A 17827-nucleotide genomic window follows, 5' to 3' on the forward strand; every position below is an offset into this window, starting at 1 on the left:
CCTTGTAGGAGCTGGCTTGCCAGCGAAGCTTTTAAGAGGCCCACCCCGGCTTACGCTTTTGCACAAAAGCCAGGGTCCCCTCGACCCCTTCAGCCCCGGTCACCGCCTCGCTGAACCACTCAGCCGCCTGATCCAGCAGCTCATCCGATGGCTGCCCCGCACTCGCCAGCAACAATTTCTTGGTCGCCGCATTCGCCTCCGGCGCACAACACAACACATGCGCCAACACCTCATCGAGCCGTTCGGCCAACGCCTGCGCATCGTGCTCGACAAAATGCACCAGCCCCATCCGCCGCGCCTGGGTGCCGTCGAAACGTGCCGCCGTCAGTGCCAGGCGGCGTGCCTGGGTCAGGCCGATGCGCTGGACCACGAACGGCGCGATCTGCGCTGGCAACAGGCCGAGGCTGGTTTCCGGCAGGCCGAATTGCGCCTGGTGATCGGCCAGGGCAATGTCGCTGACGCAGGCCAGACCGAAGCCGCCACCGAGCACCGCGCCTTGCAAGACCGTGATCACCACTTGCGGCGCGTGCTGCACTTCCTGCAGCAACGCACCGAACAGCCGATTCAGATCGCGGTGCGCGCTCGGGCCCTGGGCGCGCGCGTTGGCCATGTCCTTGAGGTCGGCGCCGGCGCAGAAATGCCCGCCGGCACCGCCGATCACCAGGGCCCGAATCCCCCGGTCCTCGTGCACCGCCGCCAGCACCGCACGCAGTTCGCTGACCATCTGCAGGCTCATGGCGTTGCGGCTGTCCGGTCGATTGAGAGTGATGTGCAGCACGCCGTTGTGCAATTCGAGCAGCAGGGTCTGGCAAGCGGGCAGGGTGCTCATGGCTTTTTCCCCGGCAGGATGCCCATGAGCTTGCAGATGATCCCCAGCATGATTTCGTCCGCGCCGCCGCCGATCGACACCAGGCGTACATCGCGATACGCGCGGGCCACCGGGTTGTCCCACATGAAGCCCATGCCGCCCCAGTATTGCAGGCAACTGTCGCTGACCTCGCGGCCCAGGCGACCGGCCTTGAGCTTGGCCATCGACGCCAGGCGCGTGACGTCCTGGCCCTTGATGTATTGCTCGGTGGCTTGATACACCAGCGCCCGCAGGCACTCGATCTCGGTTTGCAGTTCGGCCAGGCGAAAGTGAATGACCTGGTTGTCGATCAGCGCACTGCCGAAGGTCTTGCGCTCCTTGCAGTACTCGATGGTGCTGTCGACGCAATACTCCAGGCCCTTGATCATGTTGGCCGCACCGAACAGGCGCTCCTCCTGGAACTGCAGCATTTGCATCATGAACCCGGCGCCTTCATGGCCGATGCGGTTGCGCTGTGGCACCCGCACGTTGTCGAAAAACACCTGGGCGGTTTCCGAGCTGCGCATGCCCAGTTTGTCCAGGTGCGAGCTGAGGCTGATGCCGGGGCTGTTCATCGGCACCATGATCAGCGATTTGTTGACGTGGGGTTTGTCGTCCGAGGTGTTGGCCAGCAGGCAGATGAAGTCGGCGCTCGGCGAGTTGGTGATCCACATCTTGCTGCCATTGATCACGTAATCGTCGCCGTCCTTGCGCGCGCTGGTTTTCAAGCCGGCCACGTCGGAGCCGGCGCCGACTTCGGAGACGCCGATACAGCCAACCTGCTCGCCGCTGATGGCCGGCCGCAGGAATTCATCGCGCAACTCATCGGAACCGAAGCGCGCCAGGGCCGGGGTACACATGTCGGTCTGCACGCCGATCGACATGGGAATGCCGCCGCAATGAATGGTGCCGAACTCTTCGGCGGCGACGATCGAGTAGCTGTAGTCCAGGCCCATGCCACCGAACTTTTCCGGTTTGGAAATGCCCAGCAGGCCCAGGTCGCCAGCCTTGCGAAAAATCTCGTGGATTGGAAAGCGCCCGGCCTTTTCCCATTCCTCGACGTGGGGATTGATCTCGTGATCGACGAATTGGCGAACGGTACGACGCAGTGCTTCGTGTTCCTGGGTGAAGATCATTCTTGTTGTTCTCCTGATTAGAACCGGGCTACGCCAAAACTGTTGGCATGCAGCGGCCGCACCTCGGCCTCAAAACAGATATCCAGCAAGTAACCGAGCAGGGTCCGGGTATCCCGTGGGTCGATCAGGCCGTCGTCCCACAGATTGGCGCTGCCATACAGCGCCGTGGACTGGCTGTCGAGTTTCTGCGCAGTGACCTGTTCGAGCATGTCGAGCATCTTCGGGTCGGGCACCAGGCCGTCCTTGGCCTGCTTGGCCTCGGTGACGATGCGCAAGACTTTGCCGGCCTGGGCGCCGCCCATCACGGCGGTGCGGCTGTTGGGCCAGGCGAAGATGAAACGCGGGTCCAGGCCACGCCCGCACATCGCGTAGTTGCCGGCGCCATAGGAACCGCCCACCACGACGGTCAGTTTTGGCACCCGGGCATTGGCCACCGCCTGGATCATCTTGGCGCCGTGCTTGATCACCCCTTGCTGCTCCGATTCGGTGCCGACCATGAATCCGGTGGTGTTGTGGAAAAACAGCAGCGGCGTCTGGCTCTGGTCGCACAGCTGAATGAACTGCGCCGCCTTGCTCGCGCCCTTGGGCGTGATCGGCCCGTTGTTGCCGATGAACCCGCAGGCGTACCCCTGGATTTTCAGTTGGCCGCAGACGGTCTGCTGATCGAACTCGGCCTTGAATTCGAGGAAATTCGAGCCGTCGGCGACGCGGGCGACGATCTCGCGCACGTCGTAGGGCTTTTTCGGATCATCGGGGATCAGGCCGAGCAATTCGTCGATGGGGTAGAGCGGCTCCTGCCATTGCCTGGCGGGCGACATCGGCAGGCGCGCATTCCACGGCAGCAGGCTGACGATCTCGCGCACCAGGCGCACGCCGTCGGCATCGTTCTCGGCCAGGTATTCGGCGGTGCCGGCCGTTTGCGCGTGCATCTCGGCGCCCCCCAGTTCCTCGTCAGTGGCGACTTCTCCAGTGGCCGCTTTCAACAGCGGCGGGCCGGCCAGGAACAGCTTGGCCTTGCCGCGTACCACCACCACGTAGTCCGACAGCCCTGGTTGATAGGCGCCGCCGGCCGTCGCCGAGCCGTGGACCACGGTAATCTGCGGCAGGCCCATGGCCGACATGCGCGCCTGGTTGGCAAAGCTGCGCGCGCCTTCGACGAAAATCTCCGCCGCGTAATTGAGGTTGGCGCCACCGCTCTCGGCGAGGGTAATCACCGGCAGTTTGTTTTCCATGGCGATCTGTTGCAGGCGCAGGGACTTTTTCAGGCCCGAGGGGGAAATGGTGCCGCCCTTGATCGCACTGTTGTTCGCCACCACCAGTACCCGTACACCCGACACGTAACCGATCCCGGCGATCAAGCCGCCACCGGCCGCGCTGCCATCTTTGTCGTCGTGCAGCTTGTAGCCGGCCAGGCCGGCCAGTTCGAGAAACGGCGCACCAGGGTCGAGCAACAGGTTGAGGCGTTCGCGAGGCAGCAACTGCGCGCGTTTTTCGAACTTGGGTCTGGCCTCGGCCGCCTTGTCCAGCAGGGTCTGTTCAAGGCTGCGCAGCTGCTCGACGGCAACCAGCATTGCCGCGCGGTGGCGGGCGAACGGTTCGCTGCGGGGGTCGAGTTGCGACTGAATCACCGGCATGGCTTATTCCTTGTCCTTGAGCACATCAGGCAGGTACGCGCGGTGGAAGCCGTTGTACGACTCGCTGTGGGTCGCCTTGTGGATCGGCCAGGCCCGCCCGCCGAGGCTGGCCGCGCCGTCGATGCGCAGGGTGCTGCCGCTGATGAACGCCGCGCCCGGGCTGAGCAGGAACACGATCGCCGCGCTGACTTCCGATTCGGTGCCGATGCGCTTGAGCGGCACGTGTTCACGCAAGGTCGGAATCACCGCCTTGAACGCACCTTCGTAGGTGTCCATGCCGCTGGACGCGATCCAGCCCGGCGCCACGGCGTTGACCCGGACCCCGGCGTGGCCCCATTCGAAGGCCGCGGTCTTGGTCAGGTTGTCCATGCCCGAGCGCGCCGCGCCCGAGTGGCCCATGCCCGGCATGCCACCCCACATATCGGCGAGCATGTTGACGATGGCGCCGCCATGTTTGCTCATGGACTGGTTGAACACTTCCCGGGCCATCAGGAAGCCGCCCAGCAGATTGGTGCGCATCACCGTTTCGAAACCCTTCAGGTTGATCGAGGCCAGTGGTGACGGGTACTGGCCGCCGGCGTTGTTGACCAGGCCGTGAATCGGGCCGTGCTTGCGGATCAGTTCGCTGACCAGATGCGTGACCGCTTCTTCCTCGCGGATATCGCAAGTGCTCCAGTCAGCCCTGCCGCCATCTTCGGCAATTTCGGCGGCGACGGTTTTCAGCTTGTCGGCCTTGCGCCCGACCAGCAGCACATGGGCGCCGAGGGCCGCCAGTTCGTGAGCGGTGCAGCGGCCGATGCCACTGCCGCCACCGGTGACGATGATGGTCTGGCCGGCAAACACATCGGCTTTGAAAATCGAATCGTAGGCCATGGCGGCAATCCTCTAGTTGACCTGGTCGGCGATGCGCTGGGGCACCGGAATCTGGATTTCCAGCAACTGCTGGGCGAACGCCTTGCCCTGCGGATCGATCCGCAGGCTGGCCACGCCACCGCCACCCAGGGCGTTTTCCAGGAGGAAATTCAGGCTGTGGGTGGCGGGCAAGTACCAACGCTCGACGCGCCCGTGGATCGGGTCGAGGACGTGGCTCATCCAGTCGACGATCACCTCCGGGGTCAGGGCTTCGGCGATCCACGGCAGGTACTGCGGATCGCGGGCCATGACGCCGATGTTGCTGTGGTTGCCCTTGTCACCGGAGCGGGCGACCGCGAGCTTGACCAGGGCGACGCTGGCGTCGGCCGGGCCCGAAGGCCTGGGTGGTTCGAACGGTACCGGCAATTCGGCGCTGTCGAGCACATCGAGGGCGGGCAGGGCGCAGGGGTGGCGCTGGCCCATGAGATCAATGTCCAGCGTGCAGGCGTTTTTGTCGATCAGGAACGAAAACAAGCGGATCAGCGGATACACCGTCGGCCGGCCGCCGACGATCCCGGTCAGCCCCGGCGCCATGCCGGTGGCGGCCTGGGCGATTTCCCGGGAGAACAGGATCAACGCCTGTTTGTGCGGATGGCGCACCGCGAGCTTGATCACCACTTCGCGGCTGTCCTGGCGCTGGCCGTGGGGGCCGTACGTGGCTTCGCTGCCAAGCAGTTCAATGTTCACCTCGCTGTAGGGCGCCCAGCCGCGCTGGCTGAACATCTGCGAGGTCTTGTTGATGATCGCTTCACTGACACGCCGGGCCTTGTCCACCGCATCGATGCCGGCGATCAGGCAACTGGCGGTGCAGCGAAAACCGTCCGGGTAGGTGGCGCTGACCTTGTACTGGGCGGTGGGCGGCAAGCCTTTTGCGCCATGCACCCGGACCGCGTTCCGGCCTTGCTGCACGAGCCGGACCTGGGTGAAATCGCAGACCACGTCGGGCAGTAGGTACGCCCGTGGGTCGCCGATTTCATAGAGCATCTGTTCGCCCACGGTCAGGGGCGTGACCAATCCGCCACTGCCTTCGGGCTTGCTGACGATGAACTGGCTGTCGGCGCTGACTTCGACGATGGGAAAGCCGATGTGCTCGTAGTCGGGCACATCGCGCCAATCGGTGAAATTGCCGCCGGTGCATTGCGCGCCGCATTCGATGATGTGCCCGGCCAGCGCCGCCTGGGCCAGTTTGTCGTAGTCGTGCCACGACCAGCCGAACTCATGCACCAGCGCGGCACTGACCACGGCGCTGTCGACTACGCGCCCGGTGATCACGATGTCTGCGCCCAGGCGCAGGGCTTCGACGATGCCGGGCGCGCCAAGGTAGGCGTTGGTCGAGACACACATTGGCGGCAGGGGGGCGCCGCTGAACATTTCATGAATGCCCTGGCTGCCTAGCTGCTTGAATTGCGGTTGCAGGTCATCGCCCAGCAGGACGGCGATCTTCAGGGTGACGCCGGCCTTGTCGCAGGCCGCTTGCAGGGCAGCGGCACAGGCTTGGGGATTGACGCCGCCGGCATTGCTGATCACGCGGATCTTTTGTTCGGCGAGTTGGGAGAGCAGCGGCCCGAGGACTTCGACGAAGTCAGTGGCGTATCCGGCCTGGGGATCTTTCATCCGCGCGCCCGCCATGATCGACAGGGTGATTTCGGCCAGGTAGTCGAAGACCAGGTAGTCCAGGTGCCCGCCTTCCACCAGTTGCTCGGCGGCGGTCGAGGTGTCGCCCCAGAAGGCGCTGGCGCAGCCGATGCGAATCGTTCTTGGCGCAATCAACTCCATAACCACCTCCGGCAACAATGCTTCGAGACTACCAAGCAAGCGCTTGGTTTGTAAACGGCTGAACTATCTTCTGCCCGAGCGCTTGCTTGGTCGTCGCCAGTTGCTTAAATTGCCAGCGCAACCCCAATGTTTTCGCGGGGAGCGTGGCATTGGACTGATCGACTGTAGGAGAGAACGGGTGGATGAGCAAAAAGCCTTGAGCGTCATGCGCGAGTTGGTCGACAGCGGGCAATTGACCGACCCCGACAGCGCCCGTGGCAAGTTGCTGCAAGTGGCGGCCCACCTGTTTCGCCACAAAGGCTATGAACGCACGACCGTGCGCGACCTGGCCGGTGCCGTGGGCATCCAGTCGGGGAGCATTTTTCATCACTTCAAGAGCAAGGACGAGATCCTGCGGGCGGTGATGGAGGAGACCATTCGCTACAACACCGCGTTGATGCGGGCGGCCATCGCCGAGACGGGCGACGTGCGCGAACGGGTGCTGGCGCTGATCCGCTGCGAATTGCAGTCGATCATGGGCGGCAGTGGCGAAGCCATGGCCGTGCTGGTCTACGAATGGCGATCGCTGTCCGAGGAGGGCCAGGCCCAGGTCCTGGCGCTGCGCGATATCTATGAAGACATCTGGCTGCAGGTGCTGGGTCAAGCCAAGAGCGCCGGTTTTATCCGCGGCGATGTGTTTATCACCCGGCGCTTCCTGACCGGGGCGCTGTCCTGGACCACCACCTGGTTTCGTGCCGGTGGCAGCATGAGCCTGGATCAACTGGCGGAGGAGGCCTTGATCCTGGTGCTGGAGGGCAAGTAAGGCGGGTGTGCGGGTCGGCAGGAAACTGGCTAACTGGGCGAAACCGCCTAGCTTGAATGCATTGATGCAGTACTTCGGGAGTGGGTTGTTTTGATGTCTTCGCCAATTCGGACGGCTTCGCGGTTTTTACTGGCGGTGGTCGCGGCGTTATCGGTTCTACCGACCCAGGCTGCACAACTGGTGCGCATCGGTGCCGCACACTTTCCACCCTACACGGTGCGCCCTGAATCCGGGGCCGACACCGGCCTGTTGCCGCAACTGGTCGAGGCCCTCAACACCCTGCAAAGCGACTACCGGTTCGTGCTGGTACCCACCTCCATTCCCCGTCGTTTTGGCGATTTCAAGCAAGGCCGGGTGGACATGGCGATCTTCGAAAACCCCAATTGGGGCTGGAAGGACATTCCCCACACCAGCGTCGACATGGGCCTGGAAGATGCCGAAATCTTCGTCGCCCAACGCCTGCCGGAGCGCCAGCAAAGTTACTTCAGCGACCTCAGCGGCAAGCGCCTGGCGTTGTTCAGCGGGTACCACTACGAGTTCGCCAACTTCAATGCCGACCCCAAGTATCTCGCCACTCACTACAACGCCACGTCGACCTACTCCCATGACAGCAACCTGCTGATGGTGCTGCGTGGGCGCGCCGATGTCGCCCTGGTCACACGGTCCTACCTGAGCGACTACTTTCTGCGCAACCAGCAAGTCGCCAGCGAGTTGCTGGTATCCGAGCGCGTCGACCAGATCTATCACCACTACGCCATTCTGCGCCCGGCCGCGCCGATCAGCGGGGAGGCCTTCGGCAAGTTGCTGCAAGGGTTGCGGGACAATGGCCAGATGCTGAAGATTTTCGACCCCTACAAAATTGCGGTCTTGCCGGCGCCGGCTAACTGAGCGGGGCACCGTAAGTCGTGTATCGCTTAAATTTTCCGGCTTGGCTCACGTCAAACGTTGACCTGTCGACGAATCGTGAGCCCGACCCATGTCCAATCCGAATGTCCTGCCTTTACCAAACGGCAGCCGTCTCGTAGCCGATGAAACCGAAACCGGGCTGAGCCTGAGCCTTGAAGGCCAGTCGCTGATCCAGCTACACCTGACCCGCGCGCCCGAGTTGCTGCTGCAATTGCACGAGGGCGCTCCACGCCCCGACAGCCGGGCCATCTGGGCCGCGTGTTACTGGTTGTTCGCCCGTGACCCTGCTTGCCAGCGACTGGTCTGGCAACTCGATGAAGCGCCACCTGAAGCGTTGCTCAGCGCATTGCTGGTGTCTACCGAAACGGTCGGCCAGTTCCGTTGCGAACGCACGCTGTTCTGGCAGTTGCCGCAGCCGTGGCTGGGTCAGTCGCTGACGGGCTGTTACCCACAGCGGATGGTATTCAGCGGCGGCAAGCGTCACCCGTTGCGCCCACCGAAGCCACGGGGCGAGGTGTATCGGCGTTTCGATGCCAGGCTGGGGGCCTGGATTTCCCTGCGTACGGTGGACATCGACGAGGATCTTGCGCGTTTCAATCGCTGGCAGAACAGCCCTCGAGTGGCGAATTTCTGGCAGGAGCAGGGCAGTCTCGAACAGCATCGAGAGTACCTGGGCAAACTCCAGGACGATCCCCATACCCTGACCTTGATCGGTTGTTTCGACGATCAGCCCTTTGCCTACTTCGAAGCGTATTGGGCCAAGGAAGACCGCATCGCGCCGTTCTACGAGGCAGGTGATCACGACCGTGGCATTCATATGCTGGTGGGGGAAGAAAATCATCGTGGGCCGCACAAGGTAGCGAGCTGGCTGTCGGCGTTGGTGCACTACCTGTTTCTCGACGATCCACGTACCCAACGGGTCGTCGCCGAGCCCCGTGCCGACAACGCGAAGATGATCGGGCACATGCAAGGACAGGGATTTTACTGCGAGAAGGAATTCGACTTTCCACACAAGCGCGCAGCGTTAATGGCGCTGGGGCGCGAGCGGTTCTTCGATCGCTGCTCGTTGACCTGAACCGGAAGTAACGGCAGTAAATCGTCCGAATGCCGCGAAGGACTTCGGACGATTTTGCAGCTAGCGGTCCTGCGCTTCCTTGGCGTCCATTTCCGCATTGCGTTCGGCGACGCGTTTGCGCTGTTCATCGGTCAGCTCAACCTTGTGGGCGGTGTCACGCAGCATCATCAGACCGCCAACGATAGAGCCAATGGCAACTATCAGAATCAACCAGGCATACCAGGGCATGGGACCTCCTTGAAAGCCGGTCGGCGGGCGAGGGTTTCGCTTGCCGAACGTGCATACCACTTTGAGCGATTGGATTTCGCTGTGGTTCCATTCTATGCCTGTTTCACACCTGCGATGTTGCCTGTCATGCCGCCATCGCGAGCAAGCTCGCTCCCACAGGGTTTTCGCAGTGTCTGGGTGAACGCATTCCCCCTGTGGGAGCGGGCTTGCTCGCGAAGGGGCCAGCCAGAACAACGCAGTAACCAAGCCATAAACCCAGTCTTTACGCTTTCTTTATACCCCGCGCGCACCCTCGCTCTCGTTCCTTTACAGCCTCCCTGCCGACAATACCTCCACACGCGGCAATACGCCGTAACACGGAGAACTTCCATGAGCGTTCTGGACGGAGTGTCACTGCTGCTGGCAGTGGGACTGTTCATTTATCTGTTGGTTGCGCTGTTGCGCGCAGACCGGAACTAGGAGCGGCTATGCACAGTTATGACTATTGGCTGATCCTGGCGTTTTTCGCGCTGGTTTTGGTCCCGGCACCGTTCCTGGGGCGGTTCTACTACAAGGTCATGGAAGGCCAGCGCACCTGGCTGACGCCCATCCTTGGTCCGGTGGAACGCGGTTGTTATCGTCTGGCCGGCGTCGATCCCCAGGTCGAACAGAGCTGGCAGAAGTACACCCTGGCCTTGCTCGCCTTCAACCTCGCGGGTTTCCTGTTGCTGTTCGCAATCCTGCTGTTCCAGGACCACTTGCCGCTGAACCCGCAAAACCTGCCCGGCCAGGAGTGGACGCTGGCGTTCAACACCGCCGTCAGCTTCATGACCAACACCAACTGGCAGGGCTACAGCGGCGAAGCATCCCTGAGCTACCTGAGCCAGATGGTTGGCCTCACCGTGCAGAACTTCGTCAGCGCCGCCACCGGCCTGGCGGTACTGGTAGCCCTCTGCCGCGGCATCGGTCGCAAATCCACGGCGTCGCTGGGCAACTTCTGGGTCGACATGACTCGCGCCACCCTCTACGGCCTGCTGCCACTGTGCCTGCTGCTGGCGCTGTTCCTGGTCTGGCAGGGCGTGCCGCAAACCTTCGCGCAGTACGTCAATGCGCTGACGATGCAGGGTGTCGATCAGGTCATCCCGCTGGGGCCGGCCGCCAGCCAGATTGCGATCAAGCAACTGGGCACCAACGGTGGTGGCTTCTTCGGCGTCAACTCGGCGCATCCGTTCGAGAACCCGACGGCCTGGAGCAACCTGTTCGAAGTGGCGTCGATCATCCTGATTCCGGTCGCGCTGGTGTTCACCTTCGGCCATTACGTCAAGGACCTGCGCCAGAGCCGCGCGATCATTGCCTGCATGCTCGCCCTGTTCCTGATCGGCGGCGCGACCTCGATGTGGGCCGAGTACCAGCCCAACCCGAGCCTGGCCAACGTCGCCGTCGAACAGACCGCACCGCTGGAGGGCAAGGAGGCACGTTTCGGTACCACCGCCACGGTGCTGTGGTCGGTGACCACCACGGCGGCCTCGAACGGTTCGGTCAATGGCATGCATGACAGCCTCAACCCGCTCAGCGGCATGGTCGCGCTGGTCAACATGATGGTCGGCGAAGTGATCTTCGGCGGCGTCGGTGCCGGCCTCTACGGCATGTTGCTCAACGTGCTGATCGCAGTGTTCCTCGCCGGCCTGATGATCGGCCGGACCCCGGAATACCTCGGCAAAAAACTGCAGGCCCGCGAGGTGCAACTGTTGGTGGTGACCCTGCTGGTCATGCCGCTCGGCGTGCTGGTCCTCAGTGCGATTGCCGCCAGCCTGCCAGGGCCCGTGGCCTCGGTGAGCAACCCCGGCGCCCATGGGTTTAGCCAATTGCTCTACGCCTACACCTCGGCCAGTGCCAACAACGGTTCGGCGTTCGCTGGCTTCGGCGCCAATACGGCGTACCACAACCTGATGCTGGGCCTGGGCATGTTGATCGGTCGCTTCGGCTACATCCTGCCGGTGCTGGCCCTGGCCGGCAGCCTGGCGATGAAGAAGACCGCACCGATCGGCCAGAACAGCTTCCCGACCCACGGTCCGCTGTTCGTGACCTTGCTGACCGTGACCATCTTGCTGGTGGGTGGTTTGACCTTCCTGCCGACGCTGGCGCTGGGTCCGATTGCTGAACATCTGAGCATGGGCTTCTAAGGAATCCATCATGAATATGCCTGTAAGCAAAACCGCCGTCGTCAAGGCGCCGGAACAACCAAAAACCGCTATCTCGGCCCTCTGGCGCCCGGCGCTGGTGCAAGCGTTCGTCAAGCTCGACCCACGGCAATTGCAGCGTGCGCCGGTGATGCTGGTGGTCGAACTGACGGCGATCCTGACCACCGTGCTGTGCTTCATTCCCGACACGGCGGTGCCGACCTTCGTCGCCGCGCAGATTGCCCTGTGGCTGTGGTTCACCGTGCTGTTCGCCAACTTCGCCGAGGCCCTGGCCGAAGGTCGCGGCAAGGCCCGCGCCGACAGCCTCAAGGCCGGTAGCGAAGGCTTGAGCGCCCGACGCAGGACCAGCAACGGCAGCTTTCAAGTAGTGCCAGCCGCCAACCTGCGCAAAGGCGATGTGGTGCGCGTCGAAGCGGGGGAGATGATCCCCGGCGACGGCGAGGTGATCGAAGGCATCGCGGCGGTCAACGAAGCGGCGATCACCGGTGAATCGGCGCCGGTGATTCGTGAGTCCGGTGGCGACCGCTCGGCCGTGACCGGCAACACCCGCCTGGTGTCTGACTGGCTGCTGGTGAAGATCACCGCCAATCCCGGCGAGTCGACCCTGGATCGCATGATCGCCCTGGTCGAAGGCGCCAAGCGCCAGAAAACCCCGAACGAAGTGGCGCTGGACATCCTGTTGATCGGCCTGACCCTGATCTTCCTGCTGGTGGTGGTTACCCTGCAGCCGTTCGCCCACTTCGCCAATGGCAGCCTGCCGCTGGTGTTCCTGGTGGCCTTGCTGGTCACGCTGATCCCGACCACCATCGGCGGCCTGTTGTCCGCCATCGGTATCGCCGGCATGGACCGCCTGGTGCGCCTGAACGTGATCGCCAAGTCCGGTCGCGCCGTGGAGGCAGCGGGGGACGTGCACGTCCTGCTGCTGGACAAGACCGGCACCATCACCTTCGGCAACCGTCGTTGCTCGGCGGTGTATGCCGCGCCGGGTGTAAGTAGCAAGGAACTGGCCGAGGGTGCGTTGTTCGCGTCCCTGGCCGACGACACCGCTGAAGGCAAGTCCATCGTCGAGTACTTGCGCGGCCTTCATCCGCAGGCCGAGCCGTCCGCCGAACTGCTGACAGCCGTGCCGTTCAGCGCCGAAACCCGCCTGTCCGGTGTCGACTATCAGGGTCGCGTGTATCGCAAGGGTGCGGTGGATTCGTTGCTGGCGTTCGTGGGCCTCAAGCGCGCTGAACTGGCGCCGGCGCTGTCCCGTGAAATCGACAAGATCGCCCAGAGCGGCGGCACCCCGTTGCTGGTCTGTGCCGACGGCAAACTGCTCGGCGCGATCCACCTCAAGGACGTGGTCAAGCCGGGCATCCGCGAGCGTTTCGCCGAGCTGCGCAAACTGGGGATCCGCACGGTCATGGTCACCGGCGACAACCCGCTGACCGCCGCGGCGATTGCCGCTGAAGCGGGCGTGGACGACGTGTTGGCCGAAGCCACGCCGGAGAAAAAACTGGCGCGCATCCGCCACGAGCAAAACGACGGGCGCCTGGTGGCCATGTGTGGCGACGGTGCCAACGACGCCCCGGCCCTGGCCCAGGCGGACGTGGGCATGGCGATGAACGACGGCACCCAGGCGGCGCGCGAAGCGGCGAACATGGTCGACCTCGACAGCGACCCGACCAAGCTGCTGGACGTGGTGCAGATCGGCAAGGAACTGCTGGTGACCCGCGGCGCGCTGACGACCTTTTCCATCGCCAACGACGTGGCCAAGTACTTCGCCATCCTGCCGGCCCTGTTCGCCGCGATCTACCCGCAACTGGGCGTGTTGAACGTCATGCAGCTGCACAGCCCGCAGAGCGCGATTCTCTCGGCGATCGTGTTCAACGCCCTGATCATCGTGGTGCTGATTCCGTTGGCGCTGCGTGGTGTGCGGGTGCAGGCGGCGAGTGCGGCGGCGTTGTTGCGACGCAATCTGCTGATCTATGGGCTTGGCGGGATTGTCGTGCCGTTTGTGGGAATCAAGGCGATCGACATGTTGTTGACGGCGTTGCATCTGGTTTGAAACAACATCCCCTCTGTAGGAGCTAGCTTGCTAGCGATGGGCGTTAACGATGACGCGTTCCGTCTGGATGAACGCGGCGCCCTCCGGTTCTTCGCGAGCAAGCTCGCTCCTACAGGTTTTTGTGTGAATTCGAGGATTTTGAAATGTCCACAATGATACGCCCGGCCCTGAGCCTGCTGGTCCTGATGACCCTGATCACCGGCGTCGCCTATCCCCTGGTGGTCACCGGCGTGGCCCAGGTCGCCTTCCCGGACCAGGCCAATGGCAGCCTGGTGCGCGATGCCGACGGCAAGGTTCGCGGCTCAACGCTGATCGCCCAGGATTTCGTCGGCGACGCCTGGTTCCACCCACGGCCATCGGCCGGTGCCTTTGCCACCGTGTCGAGCAGCGCCAGCAACCTGTCGCCGAGCAACCCGGCCCTGGCCACCCGGGTGATCGACGATGCCAACAAACTCCAGGTCCCAGGGCAGGGGCCGGTACCGCTGGCAATGCTCACCACCTCCGGCAGCGGCCTCGATCCGCACTTGCCACCGGCCGCGATTGCCTATCAACTGGCGCGTGTCGCGGCAGCGCGCAATCTGCCGGTGGCGACCCTGCAGAATCTGTTGGATGCGCACATCGAGCAGCCATTGGTGGGCCCACCCGTGGTGAATGTGCTTGAGTTGAATCAGGCGCTGGAAAAGCTCTAAATCAAAAGATCGCAGCCTTCGGCAGCTCCTACAGGTGTCCGCCGATCCCCTATAGGAGCTGCCGCAGGCTGCGATCTTTTGAGGCCACACCCAAATCCGAAATCGAACAAGGCAAAGACAAATGAGCGACTCCGGCCGCGCCGACGCGCTGTTAGCAGACCTGCCCCGCGATGGCCGTGGCCGGCTCAAGGTGTTCCTCGGCGCCGCGCCCGGTGTAGGCAAGACCTACGCCATGCTGCAAGCCGCCCACAGCCAACTGCGCCAGGGCGTGAAAGTCATTGCTGGCGTGGTCGAAACCCATGGCCGCGCCGAGACCGAAGCGTTGCTCGGCGGCTTGCCGCAACTGCCGTTGGTGCGCTCGTCATACCGTGGCGTGGAGCTCGAGGAAATGGACCTCGACGGTCTGCTCGCGGCCAAGCCAAGGCTGGTGCTGGTGGACGAACTGGCCCACACCAACGCCCCCGGCAGCCGACACGAAAAGCGCTGGCAGGACATTCAGGAACTGCTCGCCGCGGGCATCGACGTGTACACCACGGTCAACGTCCAGCACCTGGAAAGCCTCAATGATCAGGTGCGCGGCATCACCGGCGTGCAGGTGCGCGAAACCCTGCCGGACTGGGTGTTGCAGGAAGCCTACGAACTGCTGCTGATCGACCTGCCGCCACGGGAATTACTCGAGCGCCTGCGCGACGGCAAGGTCTACGTGCCGGAGCAGGCGCGGGCGGCGATCGATGCGTTTTTCTCCCAGACCAACCTCACCGCCCTGCGCGAACTGGCGATGCAAACGGCCGCCGCCCAGGTCGACAACGACCTGACCCAGGGTTATCGCCAGATGGGGCAGGCGGCACCCACGGTGCGTGGTCGCTTGCTGGTCGGCGTCGATGGCGATGCCCAGGCCGAGCGCCTGGTGCGTCACGCCAGCCGGGTCGCCCAGCGACGGCATCTGCCGTGGAGCCTGGTGCATGTGGACAACGGCAGCCTGCGTGACGAGCAGTCGCGCCTGCACCTGCAAAGTGCCCAGCAACTGGCTGAACGCCTGGGCGGTGAAGTGGTGCTGCTGCGGGCCGGCGAGGTGGCGAAAACCCTGATCCAGCACGCCACTGAGCGCCGCGCCAGCCTGGTGCTGGTAGCCCAGTCGCGGCCGCGCCTGCGCCGTCGCCTGTTTGGTGGCGGCCTGGCGGCGCGCTTGCTGCGCAATGCCCGCGGGCTGGAAATCAACGTGCTCGACACCGAGCATGAACAGCATCAGCCACGCCAGCGCTCAATGCAGTCGCTGGTCTGGTTCGACTACGCCCTGGCCGTGGTGGCGACGGTGTTGGCCAGTGCCCTGGCCTGGGCGGTGGCGAGCGTGCTGCCGTTGCCGAACATCTCGCTGGTGTTCCTCGCCGCCGTGTTGCTGGTGGCGGTGCGCAGCAGTCTGGGCCCGGCACTGGCCTGTGCGGCGTTGTCGTTCCTGACCTACGATTTTTTGTTCATTCCGCCGAATTTTTCCTTCAGCATCCAGCGCGAAGAAGACGTCCTGACCTTGCTGTTCTTCCTGCTGATGGCGGCCCTCACCGGCAACCTCGCGGCGCGCCAGCGCCGGCAACTGCAGGCCCTGCGTGACACCCAGGAAGAGACCAGCGAACTGCTCGACCTGTCGCGCAAACTCACCGCCGCCACCGACCGCCAGGCCGTGGTCAGCGCGGCGACCCAGCACCTCAACGGCTGGAGCGATGTGCAACTGTGCCTGCTCAACCGCGATGGCCAGAGCGGCTGGAAAGTCGAGACCGGTGGCCCGCTGGAATTCACCGAAGCCGAACGCGCCGCCGCCGATTGGGCCTGGCAGCACGATCAACCGGCGGGCGCGGGCACCGGGACTTTACCGTTCGGCCGTTGGTGGTGGTGGCCCTTGTCGGTGGAGGACGGTCCGCTGGCGCTGCTCGGTGTGTGTGCGAAAGAGGGCCAGACCTTGAGCGGCCAGCGTCGGCGTCTGTTGACCGCATTGAGCCAGCCGCTGGCCCAGGCACTGGCCCGCGCGCAATTGGTCGATGACCTGGAAGCCGCGCGGTTGCACGGCGAAACCGAACAACTGCGCAGTGCGTTGCTGGCGTCGGTGTCCCACGATCTGCGCACGCCACTGACCTCCATGCGCGGCAGCATCGACAGCCTGCTGGCCCTCGGCGAGGCCATTCCACTGGAGGATCGCCGCGAGCTGCTGGAAGGCACCCGCGATGAAGCCGAACGCCTCGATCGCTACATACAGAACCTGCTGGACATGACCCGCCTCGGTCACGGCGCGTTGAAGCTGGCGCGTGACTGGGTGTCACCGGCGGACATCGTCGGCAGTGCGCTCAATCGCCTGCGCGCGGTGCTGGCGCCGTTGCAGGTCAGCACTGAAGTGCCGGGGGAGCTGCCGCTGCTGTTCGTGCATGCGGCGCTGATCGAACAGGCGCTGGTCAACGTGCTGGAAAACGCCGCGCGGTTTTCCCCCGCCCATGGGCGCCTGCAATTGCGTGCCGGGGCGGACGACACCGAGCTGTTTTTCTCGGTGAGCGACGAAGGCCCGGGGATTCCGCAGGACGAACGGGCGAAGATTTTCGACATGTTCTACACCGCCGCCCGTGGCGACCGGGGCGGGCAGGGCACCGGGCTGGGGCTGGCGATCTGTCAGGGCATGGTCGGTGCCCATGGCGGGCGGATCAGCGTCGCCGACGGCATCGAAGGGCGCGGCACCTGCATCACCCTGCACTTGCCGCTGCAGGCGCAGCCCGGATATGAGGGTGAAGCCTGATCGTGCGTGCGCTACTCTCTTGCCACTTCTTTGTGTTGACGTGAATTCATGAGCCAGACCGCGACCATTTTGGTCATCGACGACGAACCGCAGATCCGCAAATTCCTGCGCATCAGCCTCGCTTCCCAAGGCTACAAGGTACTGGAGGCCGGCACCGGCACCGAAGGCCTGGCGCAGGCGGCCTTGAACAAGCCGGACTTGCTGGTGCTCGACCTCGGCTTGCCGGACATGGACGGCCAACAGGTGTTGCGCGAGTTTCGCGAGTGGTCGACGGTGCCGGTGCTGGTGCTCTCGGTGCGGGCCGCTGAAGGGCAGAAAGTCGAGGCGCTGGATGGCGGCGCCAATGACTACGTGACCAAGCCGTTCGGCATCCAGGAATTCCTGGCGCGGATTCGCGCGCTGTTGCGCCAGGCCCCGGTGGGCGAAACCCAGCCAGCGGCGCTGTCCTTCGGCCCGCTGATGGTGGACCTGGCCTATCGCCGGGTCTTGCTCGATGGCAGCGAAGTCGCGTTGACTCGCAAGGAGTACGCGGTGCTGGCGCAACTGGCACGGCATCCCGGACGGGTTATCACCCAGCAGCAATTGCTCAAGGACATCTGGGGGCCGACCCATACCGAAGACACGCATTACCTGCGGATCGTGGTTGGGCACCTGCGCCAGAAACTGGCGGATGACCCGACGCAGCCCAGGTTCATCGTGACCGAGGCGGGGGTGGGGTATCGGTTGTTGAGTGAGGGTAGTCTCTGATTTTGTGTTGCCTGTGGGGGCCCCTTCGCTGGCAAGCCAGCTCCTACAGGGATCTCAGCGTCCTCTGTAGGA

General features: G+C 63.9%; 15 protein-coding genes and 1 pseudogene. 10 read left to right on the top strand and 6 right to left on the bottom strand.

Features of this window, described 5'->3' with window-relative positions; genetic code table 11:
• Positions 1-31: 31 nt before the first annotated feature.
• The 5 genes from ACM6I6_RS23675 to ACM6I6_RS23695 are packed head-to-tail and all read right to left on the bottom strand — an operon-like array spanning position 32 to position 6305.
• The gene (locus ACM6I6_RS23675; RefSeq protein ID WP_323607060.1) at positions 32-829 is read right to left on the bottom strand and encodes an enoyl-CoA hydratase/isomerase family protein; all 798 of its coding nucleotides are present in this window, start codon (positions 827-829) and stop codon (positions 32-34) included.
• Positions 826-1983 carry a citronellyl-CoA dehydrogenase gene (gene atuD, locus ACM6I6_RS23680; protein WP_323607061.1) on the bottom strand — a complete coding sequence of 386 codons (1158 nt, stop codon included), beginning with the start codon at positions 1981-1983 and terminating at the stop codon, positions 826-828. Before atuD ends, ACM6I6_RS23675 begins: the two co-directional genes overlap by 4 nt.
• Positions 1984-2000: 17 nt before the next feature.
• On the bottom strand, positions 2001-3617 hold the full coding sequence (gene atuC, locus ACM6I6_RS23685) for a geranyl-CoA carboxylase subunit beta (protein WP_414920786.1): 1617 nt from the start codon (positions 3615-3617) through the stop codon (positions 2001-2003).
• 3 nt (positions 3618-3620) lie between these two features.
• Entirely contained in the window at positions 3621-4490 is an 870-nt protein-coding gene (locus ACM6I6_RS23690; protein WP_274073115.1) for an SDR family oxidoreductase, read from the bottom strand.
• 12 nt (positions 4491-4502) lie between these two features.
• Positions 4503-6305 carry an acyclic terpene utilization AtuA family protein gene (locus ACM6I6_RS23695; RefSeq protein WP_414920787.1) on the bottom strand — a complete coding sequence of 601 codons (1803 nt, stop codon included), beginning with the start codon at positions 6303-6305 and terminating at the stop codon, positions 4503-4505.
• A gap of 178 nt (positions 6306-6483) precedes the next feature.
• Between ACM6I6_RS23695 and ACM6I6_RS23700 the strand changes: the two genes are divergently transcribed.
• From ACM6I6_RS23700 to ACM6I6_RS23710, 3 genes are all read left to right on the top strand, one after another.
• Complete coding sequence (locus tag ACM6I6_RS23700) at positions 6484-7107, top strand: TetR/AcrR family transcriptional regulator (protein WP_274073117.1); 624 nt, start codon at positions 6484-6486, stop codon at positions 7105-7107.
• Positions 7108-7200: 93 nt separating this feature from the next.
• Positions 7201-7995 (top strand): ABC transporter substrate-binding protein, encoded by a 795-nt coding sequence (locus ACM6I6_RS23705; protein ID WP_323607064.1) that lies wholly within the window; start codon positions 7201-7203, stop codon positions 7993-7995.
• An 88-nt stretch (positions 7996-8083) separates the two neighbouring features.
• Positions 8084-9088, top strand: coding sequence for a GNAT family N-acetyltransferase (locus tag ACM6I6_RS23710; protein ID WP_323607065.1), 1005 nt, complete (start codon positions 8084-8086; stop codon positions 9086-9088).
• A gap of 60 nt (positions 9089-9148) precedes the next feature.
• Here the strand turns inward: ACM6I6_RS23710 and ACM6I6_RS23715 are convergent, their stop codons facing one another.
• A complete protein-coding gene (locus tag ACM6I6_RS23715) occupies positions 9149-9316 on the bottom strand; it encodes a DUF2897 family protein (RefSeq protein ID WP_274073120.1) in 168 nt (55 codons plus the stop codon).
• Positions 9317-9685: 369 nt separating this feature from the next.
• On the opposite strand from ACM6I6_RS23715, the gene kdpF reads away from it, so the two are divergent.
• The 7 genes and pseudogenes from kdpF (at position 9686) to ACM6I6_RS23750 (ending at position 17755) form a co-directional block, all read left to right on the top strand.
• Positions 9686-9775, top strand: a complete 90-nt coding sequence (gene kdpF / locus ACM6I6_RS23720) for a K(+)-transporting ATPase subunit F (protein ID WP_007899818.1) — start codon at positions 9686-9688, stop codon at positions 9773-9775.
• A gap of 8 nt (positions 9776-9783) precedes the next feature.
• On the top strand, positions 9784-11478 hold the full coding sequence (kdpA, locus tag ACM6I6_RS23725; protein WP_323607066.1) for a potassium-transporting ATPase subunit KdpA: 1695 nt from the start codon (positions 9784-9786) through the stop codon (positions 11476-11478).
• 10 nt (positions 11479-11488) lie between these two features.
• On the top strand, positions 11489-13546 hold the full coding sequence (gene kdpB / locus ACM6I6_RS23730; protein WP_274073122.1) for a potassium-transporting ATPase subunit KdpB: 2058 nt from the start codon (positions 11489-11491) through the stop codon (positions 13544-13546).
• A 36-nt stretch (positions 13547-13582) separates the two neighbouring features.
• Positions 13583-13672, top strand: a pseudogene (locus tag ACM6I6_RS23735) (outer membrane lipoprotein carrier protein LolA); the annotation flags it as partial.
• A gap of 17 nt (positions 13673-13689) precedes the next feature.
• Complete coding sequence (gene kdpC, locus ACM6I6_RS23740; protein ID WP_323607067.1) at positions 13690-14235, top strand: potassium-transporting ATPase subunit KdpC; 546 nt, start codon at positions 13690-13692, stop codon at positions 14233-14235.
• Positions 14236-14356: 121 nt separating this feature from the next.
• Positions 14357-17008: a sensor histidine kinase KdpD gene (locus ACM6I6_RS23745; protein WP_323607068.1), complete on the top strand. Its 2652-nt coding sequence runs from the start codon at positions 14357-14359 to the stop codon at positions 17006-17008.
• Between the two features lie 48 nt (positions 17009-17056).
• Complete coding sequence (locus ACM6I6_RS23750) at positions 17057-17755, top strand: response regulator (protein WP_323607069.1); 699 nt, start codon at positions 17057-17059, stop codon at positions 17753-17755.
• Positions 17756-17827: the final 72 nt, after the last annotated feature.

Source organism: Pseudomonas sp. IT-P218 (genome assembly GCF_949767605.1).
GTDB classification, from domain to species: domain Bacteria; phylum Pseudomonadota; class Gammaproteobacteria; order Pseudomonadales; family Pseudomonadaceae; genus Aquipseudomonas; species Aquipseudomonas putida_AE.